Origin of the sequence: Rhizorhabdus antheiae, from assembly GCF_049889055.1 — a bacterium.
Classification (GTDB): domain Bacteria; phylum Pseudomonadota; class Alphaproteobacteria; order Sphingomonadales; family Sphingomonadaceae; genus Rhizorhabdus.
The window spans coordinates 536898-557178 of sequence record NZ_JBLTWO010000002.1 but is presented as its reverse complement, the minus strand read 5'-3'; the positions used below and the strand labels follow the sequence as shown (position 1 = coordinate 557178).

At 65.7% G+C, this 20281-nt stretch carries 20 protein-coding genes; 7 read left to right on the top strand and 13 right to left on the bottom strand.

Annotation, left to right across the window (positions count from 1 at the left end; all coding sequences use genetic code 11):
* Positions 1-18: 18 nt before the first annotated feature.
* From ACNI3R_RS07015 to ACNI3R_RS06970, 10 genes are all read right to left on the bottom strand, one after another.
* Positions 19-915: an MBL fold metallo-hydrolase gene (locus ACNI3R_RS07015; protein ID WP_426181155.1), complete on the bottom strand. Its 897-nt coding sequence runs from the start codon at positions 913-915 to the stop codon at positions 19-21.
* Positions 912-1823 carry a hypothetical protein gene (locus ACNI3R_RS07010; protein ID WP_426181153.1) on the bottom strand — a complete coding sequence of 304 codons (912 nt, stop codon included), beginning with the start codon at positions 1821-1823 and terminating at the stop codon, positions 912-914. The genes ACNI3R_RS07015 and ACNI3R_RS07010 overlap by 4 nt, the downstream gene beginning before the upstream one ends.
* A 28-nt stretch (positions 1824-1851) precedes the next feature.
* Positions 1852-3039 carry a CaiB/BaiF CoA transferase family protein gene (locus ACNI3R_RS07005; protein ID WP_426181151.1) on the bottom strand — a complete coding sequence of 396 codons (1188 nt, stop codon included), beginning with the start codon at positions 3037-3039 and terminating at the stop codon, positions 1852-1854.
* Entirely contained in the window at positions 3036-3956 is a 921-nt protein-coding gene (locus ACNI3R_RS07000) for a hydroxymethylglutaryl-CoA lyase (RefSeq protein WP_426181148.1), read from the bottom strand. Before ACNI3R_RS07000 ends, ACNI3R_RS07005 begins: the two co-directional genes overlap by 4 nt.
* The gene (gene leuD / locus ACNI3R_RS06995; RefSeq protein WP_426181146.1) at positions 3953-4558 is read right to left on the bottom strand and encodes a 3-isopropylmalate dehydratase small subunit; all 606 of its coding nucleotides are present in this window, start codon (positions 4556-4558) and stop codon (positions 3953-3955) included. The genes ACNI3R_RS07000 and leuD overlap by 4 nt, the downstream gene beginning before the upstream one ends.
* Positions 4555-5928: a 3-isopropylmalate dehydratase large subunit gene (locus tag ACNI3R_RS06990; protein WP_426181143.1), complete on the bottom strand. Its 1374-nt coding sequence runs from the start codon at positions 5926-5928 to the stop codon at positions 4555-4557. Before ACNI3R_RS06990 ends, leuD begins: the two co-directional genes overlap by 4 nt.
* Positions 5929-5974: 46 nt before the next feature.
* Positions 5975-6997 carry a zinc-binding dehydrogenase gene (locus ACNI3R_RS06985; RefSeq protein ID WP_426181140.1) on the bottom strand — a complete coding sequence of 341 codons (1023 nt, stop codon included), beginning with the start codon at positions 6995-6997 and terminating at the stop codon, positions 5975-5977.
* Positions 6998-7001: 4 nt separating this feature from the next.
* Positions 7002-8630 carry an FAD-binding oxidoreductase gene (locus tag ACNI3R_RS06980; protein WP_426181137.1) on the bottom strand — a complete coding sequence of 543 codons (1629 nt, stop codon included), beginning with the start codon at positions 8628-8630 and terminating at the stop codon, positions 7002-7004.
* Positions 8631-8776: 146 nt separating this feature from the next.
* Positions 8777-9136, bottom strand: coding sequence for a hypothetical protein (locus tag ACNI3R_RS06975; RefSeq protein WP_426181134.1), 360 nt, complete (start codon positions 9134-9136; stop codon positions 8777-8779).
* The gene (locus ACNI3R_RS06970) at positions 9133-10386 is read right to left on the bottom strand and encodes a class I SAM-dependent methyltransferase (protein ID WP_426181132.1); all 1254 of its coding nucleotides are present in this window, start codon (positions 10384-10386) and stop codon (positions 9133-9135) included. Before ACNI3R_RS06970 ends, ACNI3R_RS06975 begins: the two co-directional genes overlap by 4 nt.
* A 100-nt stretch (positions 10387-10486) precedes the next feature.
* Between ACNI3R_RS06970 and ACNI3R_RS06965 the strand changes: the two genes are divergently transcribed.
* The 7 genes from ACNI3R_RS06965 to ACNI3R_RS06935 are packed head-to-tail and all read left to right on the top strand — an operon-like array spanning position 10487 to position 16217.
* Entirely contained in the window at positions 10487-10795 is a 309-nt protein-coding gene (locus ACNI3R_RS06965) for an REDY-like protein HapK (protein WP_426181129.1), read from the top strand.
* The gene (locus tag ACNI3R_RS06960) at positions 10792-11613 is read left to right on the top strand and encodes an SDR family NAD(P)-dependent oxidoreductase (protein WP_426181127.1); all 822 of its coding nucleotides are present in this window, start codon (positions 10792-10794) and stop codon (positions 11611-11613) included. The genes ACNI3R_RS06965 and ACNI3R_RS06960 overlap by 4 nt, the downstream gene beginning before the upstream one ends.
* 2 nt (positions 11614-11615) lie before the next feature.
* Complete coding sequence (locus ACNI3R_RS06955) at positions 11616-12992, top strand: MmgE/PrpD family protein (RefSeq protein ID WP_426181123.1); 1377 nt, start codon at positions 11616-11618, stop codon at positions 12990-12992.
* Positions 12993-13050: 58 nt separating this feature from the next.
* Positions 13051-13941 carry a VOC family protein gene (locus tag ACNI3R_RS06950; protein ID WP_426181120.1) on the top strand — a complete coding sequence of 297 codons (891 nt, stop codon included), beginning with the start codon at positions 13051-13053 and terminating at the stop codon, positions 13939-13941.
* On the top strand, positions 13941-14783 hold the full coding sequence (locus ACNI3R_RS06945) for an alpha/beta fold hydrolase (RefSeq protein ID WP_426181117.1): 843 nt from the start codon (positions 13941-13943) through the stop codon (positions 14781-14783). The genes ACNI3R_RS06950 and ACNI3R_RS06945 overlap by 1 nt, the downstream gene beginning before the upstream one ends.
* Positions 14784-14786: 3 nt before the next feature.
* Positions 14787-15449 carry a hypothetical protein gene (locus ACNI3R_RS06940; RefSeq protein WP_426181114.1) on the top strand — a complete coding sequence of 221 codons (663 nt, stop codon included), beginning with the start codon at positions 14787-14789 and terminating at the stop codon, positions 15447-15449.
* A gap of 39 nt (positions 15450-15488) precedes the next feature.
* Entirely contained in the window at positions 15489-16217 is a 729-nt protein-coding gene (locus ACNI3R_RS06935) for a DUF3108 domain-containing protein (RefSeq protein ID WP_426181111.1), read from the top strand.
* A 62-nt stretch (positions 16218-16279) separates the two neighbouring features.
* Here the strand turns inward: ACNI3R_RS06935 and ACNI3R_RS06930 are convergent, their stop codons facing one another.
* From ACNI3R_RS06930 to ACNI3R_RS06920, 3 genes are read right to left on the bottom strand one after another with little or no spacing between them, the layout of a single operon-like run.
* Positions 16280-17104 (bottom strand): cupin domain-containing protein, encoded by an 825-nt coding sequence (locus ACNI3R_RS06930; RefSeq protein WP_426181109.1) that lies wholly within the window; start codon positions 17102-17104, stop codon positions 16280-16282.
* A gap of 19 nt (positions 17105-17123) precedes the next feature.
* Positions 17124-18452 carry an MFS transporter gene (locus ACNI3R_RS06925; protein WP_426181107.1) on the bottom strand — a complete coding sequence of 443 codons (1329 nt, stop codon included), beginning with the start codon at positions 18450-18452 and terminating at the stop codon, positions 17124-17126.
* 14 nt (positions 18453-18466) lie between these two features.
* Positions 18467-20185: an alpha/beta fold hydrolase gene (locus tag ACNI3R_RS06920; protein WP_426181105.1), complete on the bottom strand. Its 1719-nt coding sequence runs from the start codon at positions 20183-20185 to the stop codon at positions 18467-18469.
* Positions 20186-20281: the final 96 nt, after the last annotated feature.

Here is a 20281-nt window from a genome sequence, read left to right as displayed (position 1 = left end):
CCTTTTCAATTGGGCCTTCTATTGTGAGGTCGCATCCTCGCGCGCCAGTTCGGCATCGAGCAGCGCGGAATATTTGTCCGCCATGGCCTTGCAGGCGCCGGGCGCGCGCATCGGGTCGGGAGTGGCGCCTGATCGTCGCGCCATTGCCCTCAGGTCAGCGCCCGAATGCTCCGCATGGTTGGACAGAAGTATGTCGCAGGGTTCGTCGCGCAGCATCGCCAGGCTGCGGCGGAAAGCGGCGACGAGCTCGGGATGGTCGCGGTAACGGTAGCTGCCGGCCGTCAGCGAGTTGAGGCTGGCCGCGAAGAATATCGGGATGCAACCGGCTTTCGGGCTGCAAGAGCGCCATGACCAGCCCATCGATCCCGGCGTATGCCCGGGCATAGCCCGCGCCTTCATCGTGACGCGGCCGAAGCGCAGCCTGCGCCCGTCCTCGACCACGGTTACCCTCTCGACCCGAGGGTAGGCGATCAGGCTCGCCCGCTGCGGGTCCTCATCGCCGCTGAGGCCGCGTCGCAATGCGGCGGCGGCGGAGGCCGACGCATACACGCGCGCACCGCTTTCGCGCACGATGGCGGCGATCGCTCCCGCATGGTCATAATGCGGTTCGGTGACCAGGAGCCATCGGATCTGATCGATACGATAGCCGAGTTCGGCGAGATGCGCGCGCAGGACGGGCAGCCCCTCGGGCAGACCGGCGTCGATCAGGATGAGGCCCTGGCCGGTGTCGATCACGGCCTGCTTGACCCGCCTGGGCCCGACATAGCCAAGCCCCGGCAAAACGCGCAGCGGCGCGTCCGGCTCGAGCCAGCGCGCCGCGTCGGTTCCGGTGATCGGCCGGGTCAAAGGGTCGTCCCCGCCGGCTGCTCCCGCGAGGAGCCCGGCGGCGAGGGCGAGACCCAGCGCGCGGATCAATTGCGATAGTCTTCCTGCTTGAGGGTGAGCAGCTTCAACGGATCGCGTGCGCCGTCAGGATTGACGCGGGCGAGCATGGCCACCCAGTCCTTGGGCATGCCGGAATAGCTGGTTTCCTTGCGACCGACGCTGCGCAGACATTGCGTACCCATGCCCGCCGGCATCTTCCACCAGCGCGCATAGTCACTGAGGTCGGTGCCATAGCCTGTCGCGCTGGCACAGTGGACCTTCGGATCGAGCGCTTCCTTTGCCGGGCTGGTGATCATCGACATGTCGTTCAGGCGGCGCGACGGCAGGCCCGGTGTCTCGGTGACGGCGGCGGTATGGGTCTGGAAGCTGATCTGGTCGCCGATGTGGTAGAACAGCTCGGGGATATGCTCGACCGTGAACTTCGTATTGGCGATGGCGCCGTCGAAGATCAGGTCGTTGTTGGGCGTGTAGCGCACCGTGGTGGGGCCGACCGGAACGAAGGGCACGTCGACCATCTCTCCGGTCAGCGGATTGCGGAGCTGGTCGGTGCGCTCGCTGCTGCCCGGAGCGGTGCGAAAGCCGAGTTCATATTGCGTGGTTTCGAGGCCGCCGTCGGGCAGTGGCGTGACCTTCATGACCGCGCCGAACACCAGCTCGCAAAGCGGTGTCAGCTTGGCCCCCTGCTGGGCATAGTTGCGACCGCGGAACCACCAGTAGACGATGCCGGAATCGGTGCGCAGTCGCATCCGCCGCATCATCGCGATGCGGGCTGCGGGATCGGTCGGAATGCCTTCCTCGCGGGCGAGCGTCGCGGCAAATGAGGGCGCGGCGTCCAGGACGCCGGCTCCCGCGAGTCCCGCGCTGGCAAGCCCGACGCCGGTCAACATGGTACGGCGGCTGAGGAGGAAGGTCTCGTCGCTCGTGTCGGACTTGGTCATTCTGATGCTCCCCTCGATTTCGACTGAGTCAGGCCGTCTCCACGGCGCCCCGCTCGATCAGCGTCTGGATGCGCTCGTCCGGATATCCCAGGCTTTGCAGGATCGCGCGCGTGTCGGCGCCGGGGCGCGGCAGGACTACGCTGCTTCCGGGGCGCTTTCCGTCCATCTCGAGCGGGACGGTGGGCAGCCGGGTTTGTTTGCCGTCGTCGAGCACGACATCCTCGAGCCCGCCCGTTGCGAGTTGCGGATCGTCGAACATATCCTCGGGCCGACCGATCGGCGCGAAGGGCAGGCCGGTGCCTTCGAGCTTTGCGACGATCTCCGCCCGGGTCATCGACGCCATCAGCGCGCGGATGCGCGGCAGGATTCGCTCGCGGGCAAGAACGCGCTCATTGTTGCTCCGGATCTCTTCGTCCGCCCACAGATCATCGAGCGCGAACAGCGCGCAGAACCTCTCCCACAGGCTGTCGGACACCACCCCGATGAACACCGGTTCGTCCTTGGTCTCGAACACGTCGTAGATCGCCCAGGCGGAGATGCGCGCGGGCATCGGCGCCGCCGCCTTTCCGGTGACGGCGAACTGCGCCATATGCTGGCCGACGAGGTAGATCGTGGTTTCGAACAGGCTCGCCACGACCTTCTGGCCCTTGCCCGTACGATGCCGCTCCTCGAGCGCGGCGAGGATGCCGATCACGCCGAACATGCCGCCGGTCACGTCGACCACGCTCGATCCTGCCCGCAAAGGGCGTCCCGGAGGGCCGGTCATATAGGCCAGGCCGCCCATCATCTGCGCCACTTCGTCGAGCGCGGTGCGATCCTCATAGGGTCCCGGAAGAAATCCCTTTTCCGAGCAATAGATCAGGCGCGGATTGGCTTCGGACAGGGCATCGAAGGACAGGCCGAGCCGGTCGAGCGCGCCGGGACGAAAATTCTCGACCAGTATATCCGCGTCGACGCACAGATCGCGCGCGACGGCCTTGCCTTCTTCCGACTTGAGATCGAGGCAGATCGAGCGCTTGCCCCGATTGTACATGGGGAAATAGCCCGCACCCGAACCGAGCAGGCGGCGCGTGCGATCGCCGCCGAGCGGCTCGACGCGGATGACGTCCGCGCCCAGACCGGCAAGGATGTGGCCGACCGTCGGCCCCATGACCATGTGGGTGAATTCGATGACCTTGATCCCGGCGAGCGGGGTAGGTCCGGTCTTGCCGGTCAACGGGCAATCCTTTCCGCATAGTCGAGCATCGGGCCCGCATCGGGGGTGAAACCATAGAGCGGCTCGCCCGGCAGCGCCTCCGCCAGGATCGTCCGAACAGCGAGCAGTTTCTCGAGGTCGATGCCGGTCCGGAGCCCCATGGAATTGAGCATCAGCACGAGATCTTCGGTAACGAGGTTGCCCGACGCGCCAGGCGCGTAGGGGCAGCCGCCGAGACCGCCCAGCGAGGAATCGAGCGTGGTGATGCCTTCCTCCAGTCCAGCCAGCGCATTGGCGAGGCCGAGCCCGCGGGTGTTGTGGAGATGAAGCGTGGTCAGCTTGTCGGCACCGATGGCGGCCTTGACCTTGCGGACGAGGCGCCGGACCTGCGCCGGGTCGGCATAGCCGGTGGTGTCGGAGAGGCTGAATTCCTGCGCGCCGGCCTCGGCAGCGGCGACCGCGAGGCGGACGACCTGGTCCTCCGATACGGCTCCTTCGATCGTGCAACCGAATGCTGTGGAGAGGCCGACGGCAAAGTGCACGCCGCCATCGCGCGCGATCCGGGCGACCTCGGCAATCTCGGCCAGCATCGCCGGATGGTCCTTGCGGACGTTGCGCAGCGAGTGCGTCTCCGACATCGAAAAGGGGATCGACATGCCATGGACGCCCGCTTCCACGGCGCGGGCAGCCCCCTTGGCGTTGGGGACGAGGGCGACGACGTTCAGCCCCTCGATAGTCCGGGCGAAGGCAACGATCTCGGCGGTGTCGGCCATCTGCGGCAGCAGGCTCGGCGGCACGAAGCTGCCGACCTCGATCTCGCGTACGCCGGCAGCGGCTTCTGCCGCGATCCAGGCCTTCTTGGCCTCGGTCGGCAGCACGGCCTTGATCGATTGCAGCCCGTCGCGCGGGCCCACTTCGGAAACGAGAATATCGGTCATGCGGCTTTCCCAGCGTAGATCCATGGACGGCGGGCGCGATCGGCTGCGGTCCAGGCGTCGATTTCGGGGAGGGACTTGAGCGTCAACGAGATGACGTCCAGCGCTTCGAGGAGCATCTGGCGCGGTTCTTCCTCGATGGCGAAGGGCGTCGTCTTGCCACCAGCAGTAACGGTTTGGGCCGTCAGATCGACGTCGACCATCTGCCAGGCGAGACCGTCCACGAAGGCCCGGTCCAGCGCGATGGGCAATAGGCCGTTGCGGATGCAGTTGGCGCGGAAGATCGGAGCGAAGCTCTCCGCAATGATGCAGCGGATGCCATATTCGGCCAGAGCCCAGACGGCATGTTCGCGGCTCGACCCGCATCCGAAATTGGCGCCGCCGAGCAGCAGGCGAGCGCCCTGCGCTTCCGGTCGGTTGAGCGGAAAGTCCGGATCCGGCACGCGCGTCGCGACATCGGTGTAACGCCATGGGGCGAACAGCCCGTCGGCGAGCCCGGTGCGCCCGGTGCTCTTCATCTCGCGGCTCGGGATGATGGTGTCGGTATCGACATTGTCGCGCAGCAGCGAGATTGCGATCGAGGAGAGGGTGGTGAAGGGGGTCATCGGGCAAAGTCTCGCGGATCGGCGATGGCACCGGCGATCGCGCTGGCCGCGACGGTTTCCGGGCTGGCGATGTGCGTGCGGATGCCGGGGCCCTGGCGGCCCTCGAAATTGCGGTTGGTGCTGCTGATCGTCCGCGACCCCTCCGGAAAGCTCTCCCCGCCGGCGTAGAAGCAAAGCGAGCAGCCGCTGGCGCGCCATTCGAAGCCGGCTTCGGTGAAGATCCTGTCCAGCCCCTCGGCCTCGGCCGCGCGCTTGACGGACGAACTGCCGGGAACGACCAGAGCCTTGCGGATCGACGGCGCGATCCTGCGTCCCCGCAGCAGATCGGCGGCGCGGCGCAGGTCCGACAGGCGGGCGTTGGTGCAGGAGCCGATGAACGCCGCATCGATCGGTGTGCCGGCGATGGCCTGGCCTGCTTCGAGGCCGATATAGGCGTGAGCACGCTCGGGCCCCTCCGGCACCGTACCGGACACTCCGACGCTGTGCTCGGGACTGGTGCCCCAGCTGACCATGGGCGCGACGGCAGAACCATCGATCAGGATTTCCCGGTCGAAGGTCGCGCCCTCGTCGGTGGCGAGCGACGCCCAATAGGAAGCGTCGAAGTCCGCGGGGGCGTAGCGTCGGCCTGCAAGATAGGCGTAGGTCTTTTCGTCCGGCGCGATGATCGCAGTCATGGCCGAAAATTCGGTGGCCATGTTGCACAGGGTCATGCGCCCCTCGATGTCGAGCGCTCTGACCGCCTCTCCCGCAAACTCGACGACATGGCCGGCGCCACCGCCGGCGCCATGCTTTGCGAGCAGATGGAGCGCCAGGTCCTTCGGCGTGACGCCTGCCGCAAGCCTGCCGCTGACGGTGATGCGCATCGTCTTCGGCCGGTCGAGCCGCAGGACGCCGGTCGCCATGGCATGCTCGGCTTCGGACGATCCGATGCCCCAGGCAAAGGCGCCGAGAGCGCCCTGCGTGCAGGTGTGGCTATCGGGCGCAACCAGCGTCACGCCGGGCAGGACGATGCCGAGCTCGGGCGATATGACGTGGGTGATGCCCTGATCGGGATCGTTGACGTCGAACAGGGTAATCCCCGCCGCCTGCGCCGCCGCGCGGGTTTCGGTGATGAACGCACTGCCGCCCGGCATCAGCGTGTCGTCGCCGCGCCCGATCCGGGTGTCGACGATATGGTCCATGACCGCGAACACCCGTGCCGGATCGCGCACGGCACGATCGTTCGCCGCCAGCGACTTGAGCGCGGAGGCACCGGTCCGTTCATGAAGGAAGACACGATCGATCGCGATCAGATGCGCGCCGCCGGCGGTCTGCGCGACATGATGCGCATCCCAGATCTTCTCGAAAAGCGTCTTGGGAAAATATGTCATCGGCCATTCTCGCCGGACGCGGAGACGCACCGCCCCCGCGACAGCTTCACCCCCTCTTAGCGTCCAGATCGACGATGACCTTGCCCATCGACTTGCCTGACAGCAGTCGCTCGATCCCGTCGTAGATTCCCTCGATGCCGATGTTGCGCTGGCTGTCTACCTGGATGCGGATCAGCCCGCGCGCATAGAGATCGAACAGGCGCTTGCGGGCATCCTCCCAATGCGGGGTCAGCAACCCGTTCATGAAGCCACGCACCGACGCGCCCTTGTAATAGATCGCGTGGGCGATGCGGGGGGCGTTCACGATCTCCGGCTTGCCTTCCAGGTCGGACGCAGCGCCGCCGACCACCAGGCGGCCATGATTGGCCAGATTGGCGAGGAAGGCATCGAAAATTGTCCCGCTGACCGTGTCGACGGCGACGTCGATACCGCGCGGATATTCGGAAGCGAGAACCGCGCCGACATCTTCGGAGCGATAGTCGATCACGCGTTCCGCCCCGAGCGACGAGACGAAGGCGCATTTTTCCGCACCGCCGGCCACGCCGATCACGCGGCAGCCCTTGAGTACGGCCAGCTGGACAAGAAGATGGCCCAGGCCGCCGGCCGCTGCGGAAATGGCGACGGTCTCGCCGCTCTTCACCTCACCGATCCGTTCGAGCGCGACCATCGCCGACACCCCGGTCGAGGCCAGAGCGAGATAGTCCCGCGTGGCAGCGGGCGCGGGGGCGAAGCTTGCGACCGGCCCCGTGTTCTGCTCGCGATAGCCGCCGGTGAAGCGGACTGTGACGGCGGCATCGCCCGGTGCGAAGCTGGAAACGCCTGCGCCGACCGTCTCGACCACGCCGATCGCCTCGACGCCGGTGAAGGTCGGAAGGCTGATCTTCACATAGTCGACCGCATTGCGGGCGATCTGCGTATCGAAGATCGCGTTGACGCCGCAATGGAGGTTGCGGACCCGGATTTCGCCGCGGCCCGGTTCATCGACCGGCAGTTCGACGATGTCGGCCCCTTCGCGGAAGGAGGGCGCGATCCGCATCAGCCGGATCGCGCGATAGGTGTCGGTCGTCATGCGCTCAGTTCCGGCCGTCCCGGACGGGGAAGCCGAGGCAGCCGGGATTGAAGATGCCGCGCGGGTCGACGACGCCCTTCACGGCGTCCAGCACATCCTTGAAGGCCTCGTCGCGGCTCTCGCGATAGGCGGTATAGGCGCGCCCGATCTGAAAATGGGCGGCACCATATTTCTTGCAGATCGCCTTCACCTGCTCGCGCGCCTCGTCGACCACTGCAGTCGCTGCCGCATTGGGGCCGAGCTGCTTGAGGTTCTTGAGGTGCGCAGGCTCGACCATCGATTCATGGATCGGGCGATAGCCCTCTGGCCAGAAGAACACCGGCTCGATCACCAGTGCGGTCGTCGACAGCGACGAGAACAGGAAGCCGTTGAAAATTCCGTGCTGGTCGAACCTTTGCTGCATGGAATCGAAATAGGCGCGGATTTCGGCGAACATGGCCGGCGCGGTGGACAGCGAGGCCTGGCCATGAACCGGCACCCAGCTTTCGCCTTCGGGCCCGAGGATCGAATTAGGGGCGGGGAAGGGCATTGCGCGGATGACCTTGGCGATCGAATTCTCGATTTCGACCCCTTCGAACCGGGCGGCGATTTCCCGAGCCGTCGCCAGATCGGCAGCGACCGCTTCCTTGCAGCGGCCTTCCGCCGTGATGTGCAGCGGATACTCCTCCTCGGGAATGAAATTGCGGCCGCCCATCGCGATCTTCGCGGCGGCGAGCAAGCCTTTGCCGAAGGATTTTTCCTTGGCGATGACCTTGCCGAGCGTCTTGACGTCGCTTGCCATCGACATGCGCTTCATCCGTACGCGGGTAAGCCCCGGATCGAAGCCGCAACTTTCGGACGCGATGCCGGCGCGGGTCATCTCGGCCAGCGCTTCGAGCATCGTCTCGCCGGTCTTGAACGAGAAGGATACCGAGTCCTCGAACGCCGGGGTCCGGATGAGGCGCAGGGTGATCTCGGCCTTGATGCCAAGGGTACCGGAATCGCCCATGAACAGCCCTGCGAGATCCGGGCCATAGTGACGATAATGCGGCGTGTTGCCATCCGGCCCGCGCGCGCCGGTGCGCAGGGTCCGGCCATCGGCGAGCACCATCGTGATCGCGACGACGCTTTCGCTCGACGTTCCATAATGACCGGCGCCGAACATGGCGTTGAGCTGCGACAGACCCCCGCCGATGGTCGAATAAATGCCCGACATCGGGCCCCAGAAAGGCGTGCGCAGATTATGCGGCTTCAAGGCTTCGTTGAGGGCAAGCCAGGTGCAGCCGGCTTCGACCGTCACCGTCATGTCTTCGGGGCTGACGCGCAGCACCCGGTTCATGCGCCGCATGTCGAGCGTGATGGTGTTGGCGGTCGCGGGGATGTAGCTGCCGGTATAGCTCATGCCGGCGCCGCGCGGCGCGATATCGACCCCGGCATCATTGGCGGCGGTCACCACGGCGGCGAGTTCGGACGTGTTGCCGGGCGCGACGGACAGCATCGTGACATGTTCGCTGCGCGACCAGATGTCCTCGCTGAACAGGCGCAGGGTCTGCTCGTCGGTGGTCACGTGATCGGCCCCGACAATCGCCTCCAGACGGGCGCGCAGATCTGCGGGGGCGGGGGCGATGCGGCTGAGGGTCATGCTGTCTGACATCGATGATCTTCCGCTGTTTGTCTGAGTGCGGCCTGCCGGCACCGCAGCCGATTGATGTTGAAACATGTCAAAAACGGCATGGTGCCGTGTCGCTCGGCACGGCCCTTATCCGGCTGTCGGGCAGGGGAGCGAGACGACCGACAGAGTCATCCGTCGCGCGCCAGCTCTTCGCCGACCTCACCCGACGCGACGTCGCCGGACGTCGTCACGGCTTCATTCTCCTGCTGGACGATCCGCAGGATGCGGGCGATGAATTCCTGGTTCCACATCTGGCGCTCCGCCGATGCACCGCGATCGGGAACATAGGCGTCGATCTCGCCCTGGGTGAGAACGCCCTTTGCCAGCAACAGGCGCTCGAGCGTGTCGCTGCGCTGGCGTGCCACCGCGAGTTCCTGCGCGATCGACATGGTGATCGCCAGGACGCGTTCGACCTGGGGTTCGAGGAAATAGGGGCGCTTGCCCGCAGGTTTGGCGCCGGCTCCAGCCAGGGCATCGGAAAAGCTCATGCGACGGCTCCGATCACATGCCAGGCCGCCTTGCGGCCGTAATCTTCGGTATCATCCTCTTCCGCATCCGGGAAAAGCTCGCGATCGACCACGCCGGTGACGCCGCCATGGATCAGCTTGTCGGCGTCGAAGCCGGCTGCGATCATCTCGGCGTCCAGATCCATCTCGTGCATGCGGCTCCAGAAGGGCTCGTTGTTGTAGAAAGCGTCCCAGTCGCGCATCGCCTGTTCGAACAGCGGCATGTCCGGCGCATATTGCGGCTGCTCGACGTGCAGCACGATGCCGCCCGGCTTCAGCAGGCGGCGCGTCTCGGCGAAGATCGCGCGGAGCGCCTTGGTCGACAGTTCGTGCAGGAACATCGTCGTCTGGATCCAGTCGAAGCTGGCATCGGGATAGGCCGACAAATCCTCGCCGCTGGCCTGGACGAAGCTGATGTTGTCAACGCCGAGCGACTTGGCGCGGGCGAGGCCATAGCGCAGCACCGGCGCGCCAAGGTCGACGATCGTCATTTCCGCTTCCGGAAAGGCCTGCGCCAGAGGCAGCGAGGAATGGCCGACGGTGCCGCCGATCTCGAGGATCTTCTCCGGCTTGAAATCGGGCAGGTTGCGCCGGACCCATTTGACCACGGCATGGCCGCCGCCATCGCTATATTTGCCGAGCAGGCCGCCCGTCGTGACAAAGCCGCCATGGTCGTAATTGGCGCCGTTGACGACATCGCCGGGGAAATATTCGCTGTGATAGCTGCCGGGCATGCAGTGATGGTCCACCGCCGACACGTAGCGCGGAATCGCCAGCGACGGATCGAGCGACAGCCGCTTGTCCCCTTCGGTCAACGCCTGGGCCACCGCATTGAGCTGCTCGCGCTGACGCAGGGCGGTCCAGCGGCCGGCCTGCTGGCGCTGCTCCATCGTCATGCGCCGCAGCGCGGACCATGTCTGGAAGGCGGGATCGTCGAGAAGAGCGCGCCGGGCCTCGTGCCGGTCGGCCATCGGCCGGCCATGCTGTGCCTCGAACGCCGGAACGACCCGCGTCTCGAACGCAGCTTTCACACCCGGCACGACGCGCGCGGCGAGGTGCCGGTTCATCTGGGCGAGGAAATTTATCCGCTCGATCTCGTCATGGCTGGTCTGCGGGAAAACCGCGTGGCGGCCAATGACGCGATAATCGGGCGGGCCGTCATAGCCGGCGCTAGGATCGTTCGCGATGGGGGTCTCATCGGCGGGAGACGGGGTGTCTGATGAAGAGATCACGGCCTTCCTCATTTGTTATATTCATATGCTATATTGACGCGTGTGACGATGCAAGGTTCAACAACCGGACTGACCGGCAGACGGTAAGAAGGACAGATCGATGCATATTTTCGCTATGTTCAACCTGAAATCGGGCGTCTCGGACGAGGAGTATCTCGCCTGGGCGCGCAGCACCGACATTCCGACGGTCAACGCCCTGCCGTCGATCGCCAGCTTCCGGGTGTTCCGCACGACCGGCGTGCTGGGAAGCGATGCCAAGCCGCCTTTCGGCTATATCGAGGTGCTCGACGTCGCCGACATGGTGCAGTTCGAAAAGGATATATCGACTGCTGCGATGGCTGAGGTTGCAGCCGCGTTCAACGGCATGGTCGAGGTGACCTTCCTGACCACCGAAGAGGTGGAGGCATGAAGTTCGCCGGCAAGGTTGCGGTCGTCACCGGATCGGGGCGCAAGCAGGGGCTGGGCGAGGCCATTGCTCGGCGTCTTTCGGAAGACGGCGCAACCGTCGTGATCGCAGACATCGGCGGATCTCGCGACAGCGCCACGCCCGACGCGATGATCGGCGCCGAGGCGGAAATGCGCGAGGTGGCCGAATCGATGCCCGGTGCAGCATCGACCTTCTGCTGCGACGTGCGCGACCCGGATCAGGTGCAGGCATTGGCTGCGCATGCCGTGTCGGCGCATGGCGGGCTCGACATCTGGGTGAACAATGCGGGCATCGGCTATATCATGAAGCCGCTGGGCGAAGTGTCGCCCAGCGACTGGCGCGCGGTGATCGACGTGAACCTGACCGGTGCCTGGTTCGGCCTGCAGGCCGCAGCGGAGGTCATGATCGCGCAAGGGCGGGGCGGACGCATCGTCAACATCGCGAGTCAGGCGGCGAAGTCGGGCTTCATGCATGCGCAGGCCTATACCGCCTCGAAACATGGCCTCGTCGGGCTGGTGCGCTCGGCGTCGATCGAACTCGGCGCGCATGGCATCACCGTGAACAATGTCTGCCCCAACCATGTGACCACTGGCCTGGGCAAGTGGCAGAACGAACATTTCGCAGCCGTGCAGGGCATCAGCGTCGAGCAATATCTGAAGAATATGGCGGCGCGCATCCCGCTCGGTCGCCCCGGCCTGCCCGAGGATACGGCCAATGCCGTGGCCTTTCTCTGCTCGGCCGAGGCCTCCTACATCACCGGCGAGAGCATGAACGTGTCCGGGGGCGAGGAGCCGCACTGAGGATGGTGTCCCCCGAGTCTCCAAATCCCGCGCACCTACTGATCGATCACGCGCTGTCGCTGCGCTGGGCGGACATCACGGATGAGGCCCGCCTTCGTGCAAAGACCTTCCTGCACGATTCGCTCGCGGTCGGTGTGGCGGGGCGCAATGCTGCGCACGCCGACGCGGTGCTTGCCATCGCGCAGGGATGGGGGCGCGGGGACGACGCGGGCGTGCTCGGCCGTCCGGATGTGCGCTTGCCGGCTGCATCGGCGGCGTTCGTCAACGCCTTCCAGATTCACGGGCAGGAATATGACTGCGTGCACGAGCCCGCCGTGCTTCACCCCATGGCGACCGTGCTTGCCGCGCTGCTCGCCGAAACGGCGCGCGGCGAAGCGGTGGATGGCGAGCGCTTTCTGACGGCGATCGTCGCCGGGGTCGACGTCGCGGTCACGCTCGGCATCGCCGCGCCGGGCGCGCTCAAATTCTTTCGTCCGGCGACGGCAGGCATATTCGGCTGCGTCGCTGCAATCGCGAACCTGCGGGCGATGCCCCGCGAACAGGCGCTCGATGCCTTCGGCCATGCCCTGGCCTTGGTGTCGGGCACGATGCAGGCGCATGTCGAAGGCAAGCCGGCATTGCCGTTGCAGGTCGCGAACGCAGCACGCGGCAGCCTGCTTGCCATCGACCTTGCACGCAGCGGGATGCCCGGCGTCACGCGTCCGCTGGATGGCCCGTTCGGCTATTTCGCGCTTATGGAGGAGCGCGAGGCGCTCGCCCAGGCGCTCGGGCAGTTGGGGCAGAGACACCGGATCTGCGAGGTCAGCTGGAAGCCCTTTCCGACCGGCCGGGCGGGACATGGCGGGATCGTCGCGGCGCAGCAGCTGCGCGACGAGCAGGGCCTCACGGCCGACACTCTAGACAGCTTCGTCTATCATGCGCCGCCGCTGATCCACCGCCTCGTCGGACGGCCAGCGAGGAAGGGTATGGAGCCGGGATATGCGCGACTTTGCATGCAATATCTGGTCGCCGTGACCTTGTTGCGCGGCACCGTGTCGCTCGCCGATTTCGAGCAGGTTGCGCTGAACGATCCAGACGTGCTGGCGCTGGCGGAGCGGATCAGCGTCATCCCCGACGGCAATCCGGACATGGCGGCATTCGTCCCGGCGCGTGCAACCGCGCGCTCCAAGGACGGGTGCGAACTGGTGCAGCTTGTCACAGCGCAACTCGGCTCGCCGGGTTGGCCGCTTACCGAGGCGCAGCACGCGGCAAAGGCTCGCGCTTGCCTGACATTTGCGGGGCTTGCCGACGCCCATGACCGGCTGGAACAGGCGGTGCGGAGCCTTGATCGGGAGCCCGACGCGCTCGCGGCGATCCGTCGCAGCGGCATCGTCGCATAATCGCTTGTATTTGTACTATCTATATATCATTTAATATCGGTACAGCGGGGGACTCGCCATGACCTTATTGAAGTGCGCCACGCACGTCGTCGCCGATCTCGACAATGCCATCGCCCGCTACGAAAGCTGGATGGACTATCGCACCGTCGAGCGGGGTGAAGTGCCGTCCGATCTGGCAGCGGCATGGGATGCTCCTGCCAGCGCGAACCGGTCCTATGCCGTGTTGCAGCCGGCGTCAGGTGCGGAGGTCTTTCTGCGCTTCGTCGAAGGCGATCCGGTACCGGACTATCTGCCGATCCGGACCTATGGATGGGCTGCCATCGAGCTCTGCGTGACCGACGTCGAGGCGGTGAATGCGAAGATGCTGCAGAGCCCGTTCGAGGTCATCGGCCCGCCCAAGCCGCTCGACGGGTTCGCGACGGTCAAACCGATGCAGGTGCGGGGCGCGGATCAGGAAACGGTTTATCTGACGCAGATCCTGCAGCCGGGGCCCGATACAGGCCTGCCGCAGCCGCAGTCGCTGGTCGACCGCCCATTCATCATGGTGCTGGCCTGTCCCGACCTGCGCAAGACCGCCCAATGGGTGAAGGACGTCTTCGGCCTGCCGATGATCGATCCGGTCGCGATCCGCTATTCGATGATCGAGAAGGCGTTCGGCCTTCCCGAGACGACGAAGATCGAACTGACGACCGCTCGGGGCGGGGGGCAGGTCTTCCTCGAACTCGATCAATATCCCGATGCTGCGACCGAACGCCCGCGCCATGCGGGGGCACTGCCTCCCGGTGTCGCCATCACGACCATGGTCTATCCCGATTTCGATCGGCTCGAAGGGCATTGGTCGAGTGCCCCGGTTGCGCGCGCGGGCGCCGTCTATGGCGGACGCCGCACGGGCGTGGTGACCACCCCAGAAGGCGCCTTGCTCGAGATCGTCGAAGGCGGAGAGATCTGATGAACGCTGTGCCCGTCAAACGCGGCTTCGTGGACCTCCCCCACGGACAGATGCATTATCGCATGGCGGGCGACAGCGGCGAGGCGCTGCTCATCCTGCACGCCTCACCGGGCAGCTCACGCCAGCAGCTGCGGACGATCGAGGATTTTGCTGCGGACGCGCGGGTCGTCGCGCCCGACACGCCCGGCAACGGCGACAGCGTCGCGCTGTTCGATCGCGAACCGACAATTTCCGAACTTGCCGCAGCAATGCTGCAATTCCTCAGTGCGGTCGGGCTCGACCGTGTGAGGGTCTATGGCTCGCACACCGGCGCGGCCATCGCCACCGAACTCGCCATTCTCGCCCCCGAGCGCGTCTCGGCCCTGGTCCTCGACGGGGTCAGCCTGATGCAGGGCGAGGAACTGGACGAGGTGCTCGCCCGCTACGCCTTCCCGTTCGAACCGGATCTCGACGGCGCCTATCTGATGCGGCTGTTCCAGTTCTGCCGCGATCAATATCTGTTCTTCCCCTGGTACCGCCGCACCCGCGCCGGACGGCGGGACGGGGGGCTCGGCAATGCGGCTGACCTCCACGCATGGATCACCGAGGTGATGAAGGCGAGCACGACCTATCATCTGAACTACCGTGCGGCGTTCAAATGGCCCGCCGACCAATGCCTGCCGCTGGTCCAGTGCCCGACGCTGGTGACCGCCGCCGTCAACGACCCGCTCTATGACTCCAGCGTCGAGCTCGAAAAGCTGCTTGCGGACGGGCGCTTCGAGGAACTGCCGCGCCTCGACGCCGAGGATTTCCGGGCGTCGCGCAAGGCGGCGATCGACAGCTTCTTCGGCGGGCTGGCCTGAGCCATGGAGCTGGGGCTTTCCTTCCTGACGCTGCTGCATCTTCTGATCCCGATCTACTGGCTCGGTGGCGATCTGGGTGCCTTCTACGGATCGCGCTTCATGGTCGATCCGGCACGGTCGGTCCCCGAGCGGATGATGGCGCTGAAGATCCTCAACAATATCGACATGGCGCCGCGCACGACGTTGATCCTGGCCTTGCCGACCGGCTTCGGTCTGGCGGTCGCCAAGGGGTGGATCGATGCCCCGGCCTTCGCCGCCGTCGGCGTGTGGGTGCTGGGTCTCGCCTGGCTTACGCTCGCCTGGATGGTGCACCTCAAGCACGGGCCGGCCGGTGCGGGTTACAAGCGCGTCGACATGGGCGTTCGCTATGTCGTGCTGGCGGGGCTGATCGGCAGCGCCATCGCGGGCCTGACCGGCGCCGTCACGCTGCCGCTGTTCATCTCGCTCAAGCTGCTCGCGCTCGCCGTCTGCATTGCCATCGGTCTGCTGGTCCGCCGCCAGCTCGTGCCGCTGTTCCCGGCGATCATAGCGCTGCGCGAACATGGGCCGACGCCCGAAGGCGACCGCACGATCGCCGGCGTCATCGCCATCACTCAGCCGACCGTGATCATGTTGTGGATCGTGGTCCTGATCGCCTGCCTGCTCGGCATAGCCACTCCCGTTTGAGTGCGACCAAATCCCCCCGAACCCACAAGGAGACTTCCAGTGCAGAAGCATCGGACCATCAGCGGCAAGATCCTCTACACGTCGCGCAAGCCGGGCCGCGAAGGCGAGGAGCGCGGCCGCGAGGAGTTTACCTGGACGCTGCACAGCGATGGCAAGCGCACCCTGCGCGCGCGCTGCGAGATCGACGAGCCTGCGCCCACCGTGCATCGCGACATCACCTACAGCCTCGATGCGAACGATCGCCCGATGGATTGCTTCGTGCGCCTCGTGATCGGTGACGCATTCATGGGCGCCGGCCTGTTCATCATCCATGAGGACCGGGTCGAGTGCGAAAGCTATGGTCCGTCGATCGGTCGCATCTCGCAGACGATGCCGATCGATGCGCCGTTCGACGGCTTCGGCACCCATCCGATCGTCGCGGACGCCTATATCACCCGCAAGATGGACCGCAGCAAGGGGCCGCATAAGCGCAAATTCCCGTGCTTCCTGCCATCGCCCGACCACCGTGGAGCAACCCCGCCGCTGATCTCCAAATCGGAGATCAATCTGGCCTTTGTCGGACAGGAAACGGTGACCGTCCCGGCGGGCACGTTCGACTGCTATAAATATGAATTCTCCGACGAGGATGCGAGCATGATCTCGGTCGGCGGCGAGGCACATCCGCCTTATCAGGTGTGGGTGACGGCCGACGACGACTCGATCTTCGTGCAGGGCGGCGTCGGTGGCTATATGCAGACATGGTACGAGCTGGTCGAACTCAACCGCTGAGTCCATCGGAATGCACAGGGAAGGGCGCGTGCGCGAAAGTGCGGGCGCCCTTCTCCTTTTTGCTACCAGGCGGCCAGCGGTTCGACTTCGCGCGCCCATGACGGTGGCGTTCCTTCCGGCAGGACCGGCGCATATCTCGCACCGATCGGCAATGGACTGGGCGTGTCGCTCCACTGGGTCACGATCGCATTTGCGCCGGGCGAGCGCATGATCTGGAGGAAGCCGGTTTCCGAAACATGGGGTCCGTGCAGGATGCCGGGCGGGCGGTAGAAATAGGCGCCAGCGCTCATCCGGCCCTCCGGTGCCCACATTGCGCCCTGGAGCATGAACATCTCCTCGGCATGATCGTGCATCTCGGCCGCGAGCATCGTGCCATCCGCCGGCACGCCATGCGCCATGCCCGTCAGCAGAAAGGTGCGGCCGCTATCGTTCGGGCCGAGACGCAGCACCTTGCGAGCGAGCCGCAGGTGGGACAGCTTCGGATCATAGGTCGATATGTCCCACGGCATTTTCGTCGTCTCGATCGCAATCGGGTCCGCGATCCCGGCCATGGCACTGCGATCGCCATGGGCGTGACGAAAGACCAGCAGGACCGCGCCTGCTGCGGTCGTCCGTGCGCCGAGGCCGGAGCCTTGCGGCAGGAACCCATAAGCATGATAGCCGCGCGCAACGCCGTCGATCTCGATCGTGCCGTCGAGCACCAGAAACTCATCGGCCTCGGCCTCGACGGGATTGGGCCCCGACGAGAAACCGGGCGGGTACCGCACGATCAGCGTCTTTTCCGTGCCGTCGGGATCGCGGTTGAGCAGCTTTTCCGCGGCACCGTCAGACCTGACGGTCCAGCTCAGATTCTGCGCGTGCACGAATTCGATATGGGGCCGTGCCATCGTCGGATCCCTTCTCTGGTCAGGCGACTTCGATGGCTGCGGCCGCCGCGCGGAAGCTGCGCCGACTGGCCATGAGAATGAAGAAGGCGGCAAGGCCGCAGCCCAGAAACACGCTGCCCAGCGACCAGGCTATCCCTGACGGCGACGTGAACACGGTGTCCGAAAGGAACCCGACGATGAAATTGCCCGCCGTCAGCGCGATCAGCCCGGACGCGATGGTCTGCAGGGCCATGATCTGCGCGCGCAGGGCGTTGGGGGTGATCTGCGCGAAGCCGCTGTAAACCGCGGACGTGTTCCAGTTCAGGAACAGCGCATTCAAAGCGTAGCCGAGCAGCGCCAGATTGCCACTGGGGGCGAGGCAGGCCAGCGTCCCGAACACGAACATCGATGCCGAGCAGCCCATGGCGCACAGGATCGGCGCGTCGGCATGGCCCCGGCGCTTCAGCCAGGCGATGACCCAACCGCTGTTGACCGCAGCAAAGATCGAGATCGGTAGCCCGACGGCGCCGAGGATCTTGCCCGTCTCCGCTGCCGTCCAGCCATGCGCGCGGATGAACAGCGCCGGAAACCAGCCGACGATCGCATAGACACAGACGAGGTTAAGCACCGAGCCGAGCATGAACATCCCGAACGCTCCGGGTCGCTCGACGAACAGGAGCAGCAGCGGCTTCAGGCTCAGTGGAGGCGCTACCGCCGTACCGCCTTGCCGTGCCGGTTCGCGCGCCGTCAGGATGAGGATGACCGCCAGCAGCAGGCCCGGCGCGCCACACAGTACGAACACGACCTGCCAGGGCTGCATCGTGCCGAACAGGCCGGGCACGCCAGCGATCAGCCGTTCCGCCCAATCGAGGAACAGGCCGCCCAGGGCCATCGCGGTCGCGGTACCGAGCGAACTGCCCGTCACGAAGATGCCATAGGCCTTCGGGCGGATGTCGGGCTCGAAATAGTCGGCGATCAGCGACGTCGCGACGGGCACCAGCGCCGCTTCGCCGACGCCGACGAGCATGCGCGCGAGGAACAGTTCGTGGAAGTTGCTCGCGAAGGAACAGCCGATCGTGGCTGCGCTCCACAGCATAAGCCCGCCGAACAGCAGCGACACCCGGCGGCGTCTGTCGGACACCATGCCCAGCGGCAGGCCGAGCACCGAATAGACCAAGCTGAACGCCATGCCCTGGAGCAGGCCGAACTGTGTGTCGTTGATCGCCAGCGCCGCTTTCAGCGGCTCGATCAGCAAGGCGATCGACACACGGTCGAGAATGGCCAGCGCATAAGCGAGGGTGAGCAGGGAGAGGACGTACCAGGCATAGGAGCGTCGCGGCCAGGCGCTCTGTGGCCGGGAGTGACTCATGTCCGCATGGGGCATCACGATATGGCCTCTGCCTGCGCCGGTCCGCTTGCCATGGCCAAGGCCTGATCGAGCGCCGCTGCCGCTATTGCGTGGTCCTGCGGAACCCTGAAGGCCGTCGCATCGGGCAAGAGCGCAAGAAGCGACGTCGCGGACGCCATGGACGGGTCATCACCCATAGCTATCAGGACGGGCACTTTCACGCCTTGCCAGTCGGAAGGCTGATTGGCGGCCATGGCAGCAGCAATCGCCTGGCCATAGTTTATCCGCTGTTTGAGCATTCCGGTGAGCGCGCGATGCAACTCGTCCGGATCGGCAATCTCGCCGGCACGCGCCGCCTCCGGTCGTGCGTCATGCCAGGGCCACTGCACGCAACCGTCACGAAGCATGTGCCAGAAGCGGTGGAGGTGCGATCCGGCGAGGGGATCGAAGGCGATGTCGGGCGTCAGCGCAACATCGACGCCTCCGAAAGTCGGCGCTCCCCAAATGGCCAGTGAGGCCACCCGATCCGGCCAGCGTGCGGCGATCCGAGCGCCGATCGGCGCAGCAAGGCCGATGGACATCACGTCGCAGGCATTGCTCTCGAGAGTGTCGATCAACGCCGCCAGCGCATCCGCCAGCGCGTCGGCGGTCGCGCCATCGGGCGGGAGGGGATCGGAATCGCCGAAGCCCGGCAGATCGGGGACGATGACCGGTCGGATCGGCGCGAACGCATGCGCCCATTGATGGGCTTCGAGCGTGGAGGGGGCCGACAGGATGAGCATCGGGCGGCGTGCATCGGTGGACGCAGATGCATAACGGCTCCAGTGCAACTGACCATGGTCCAGCGCGAGATATCCTCGGGTGTCATCGGACCTGTCATGCGGAGGGACAGTTCCCTCGTCAGCCGTTCTCGCTCTGGCGAGCGTTTCGCTTATCCATTCGATCCACGCCTCCCGATCTGTACCAAGGCGCTGGACCGAAAGCGCCGGGTTGCGATCGCACGGCACTTTCGCGAGGTGCAGGAACAGGACATCGTCTTCACGTGCGCCGACGATGGTGGGGACCCGAACCGCGAGCAGGTCGCCGATCGGATTCCAGCGCATCGCCGCCGTATAGGCATCGGCATAATGCGGACCGGCACTGAACAGGTCGATGCCATAATCCTCCAGCCATTCGGCCGAGGGCGGCTCCGCTGCTATGCGACGGTCCGGGGTGCAGGAAAACCAGGGAAACCAGCGCAGCATATCGCGCGTGCGGCTCCATTCTGCGGCGAGCCAGGCTCCGGTCGGTTCCGGCGCGAAAGGGCGCATATAGGCTGCGATAAAGGCGTCGTCGGCAGGCTGATCGGGGATCGACAGTCCGTCGAGCAACAGCATCGGCATGCGCCCCCCGCGCACAGCCAGCGCCAGCGCGATCTTGGCGCTGGTGTGGGTCGCGTAGACCGGGGCGTCCGACAGGCCAAGGGCATCGAGCGCCGTGCCGAGAGCCTCGGCGAAATCGGGGACCGTCGGCGCTTCGATATCGAGCGGATCGGAATTGCCATATCCGGGGGTGTCGAGAGCGAAGACGCGAAACCGACTGGCGAGCATTTTCATCAGCGGTACGTGCAGCCGCGATGAGCGGGGGGAATCGTGCAGCAGGACGATGTTCGGGCCCGAGCCTGTGACCCGGTAATGGACCATCCGCCCGGCCCCTGCCGGCGCAGGAACGCTGACATAGCAACGAGTGATCGACGCACTATAGCCTGCACGCATAAGGTCCGCTCACCCGTACTAATTGATATATTAATATACCTATTGATGTGCCATCATCCGATGCTTGTCCAGCCCCGGATCACACCGCCAAACAGG

Coding starts and splice junctions, on each gene's coding strand:
- ACNI3R_RS07010 (WP_426181153.1), bottom strand. CDS start 1,823: ATGACCAAGTCCGACACGAGCGACGAGACCTTCCTCCTCAGCCGCCGT.
- leuD (WP_426181146.1), bottom strand. CDS start 4,558: ATGACCCCCTTCACCACCCTCTCCTCGATCGCAATCTCGCTGCTGCGC.
- ACNI3R_RS06980 (WP_426181137.1), bottom strand. CDS start 8,630: ATGTCAGACAGCATGACCCTCAGCCGCATCGCCCCCGCCCCCGCAGAT.
- ACNI3R_RS06950 (WP_426181120.1), top strand. CDS start 13,051: ATGACCTTATTGAAGTGCGCCACGCACGTCGTCGCCGATCTCGACAAT.
- ACNI3R_RS06965 (WP_426181129.1), top strand. CDS start 10,487: ATGCATATTTTCGCTATGTTCAACCTGAAATCGGGCGTCTCGGACGAG.
- ACNI3R_RS06985 (WP_426181140.1), bottom strand. CDS start 6,997: ATGACGACCGACACCTATCGCGCGATCCGGCTGATGCGGATCGCGCCC.
- ACNI3R_RS06940 (WP_426181114.1), top strand. CDS start 14,787: ATGGAGCTGGGGCTTTCCTTCCTGACGCTGCTGCATCTTCTGATCCCG.
- ACNI3R_RS06955 (WP_426181123.1), top strand. CDS start 11,616: ATGGTGTCCCCCGAGTCTCCAAATCCCGCGCACCTACTGATCGATCAC.
- ACNI3R_RS06975 (WP_426181134.1), bottom strand. CDS start 9,136: ATGAGCTTTTCCGATGCCCTGGCTGGAGCCGGCGCCAAACCTGCGGGC.
- ACNI3R_RS06945 (WP_426181117.1), top strand. CDS start 13,941: ATGAACGCTGTGCCCGTCAAACGCGGCTTCGTGGACCTCCCCCACGGA.
- ACNI3R_RS06960 (WP_426181127.1), top strand. CDS start 10,792: ATGAAGTTCGCCGGCAAGGTTGCGGTCGTCACCGGATCGGGGCGCAAG.
- ACNI3R_RS06930 (WP_426181109.1), bottom strand. CDS start 17,104: ATGGCACGGCCCCATATCGAATTCGTGCACGCGCAGAATCTGAGCTGG.
- ACNI3R_RS06990 (WP_426181143.1), bottom strand. CDS start 5,928: ATGACATATTTTCCCAAGACGCTTTTCGAGAAGATCTGGGATGCGCAT.
- ACNI3R_RS07000 (WP_426181148.1), bottom strand. CDS start 3,956: ATGACCGATATTCTCGTTTCCGAAGTGGGCCCGCGCGACGGGCTGCAA.
- ACNI3R_RS06925 (WP_426181107.1), bottom strand. CDS start 18,452: ATGAGTCACTCCCGGCCACAGAGCGCCTGGCCGCGACGCTCCTATGCC.
- ACNI3R_RS06920 (WP_426181105.1), bottom strand. CDS start 20,185: ATGCGTGCAGGCTATAGTGCGTCGATCACTCGTTGCTATGTCAGCGTT.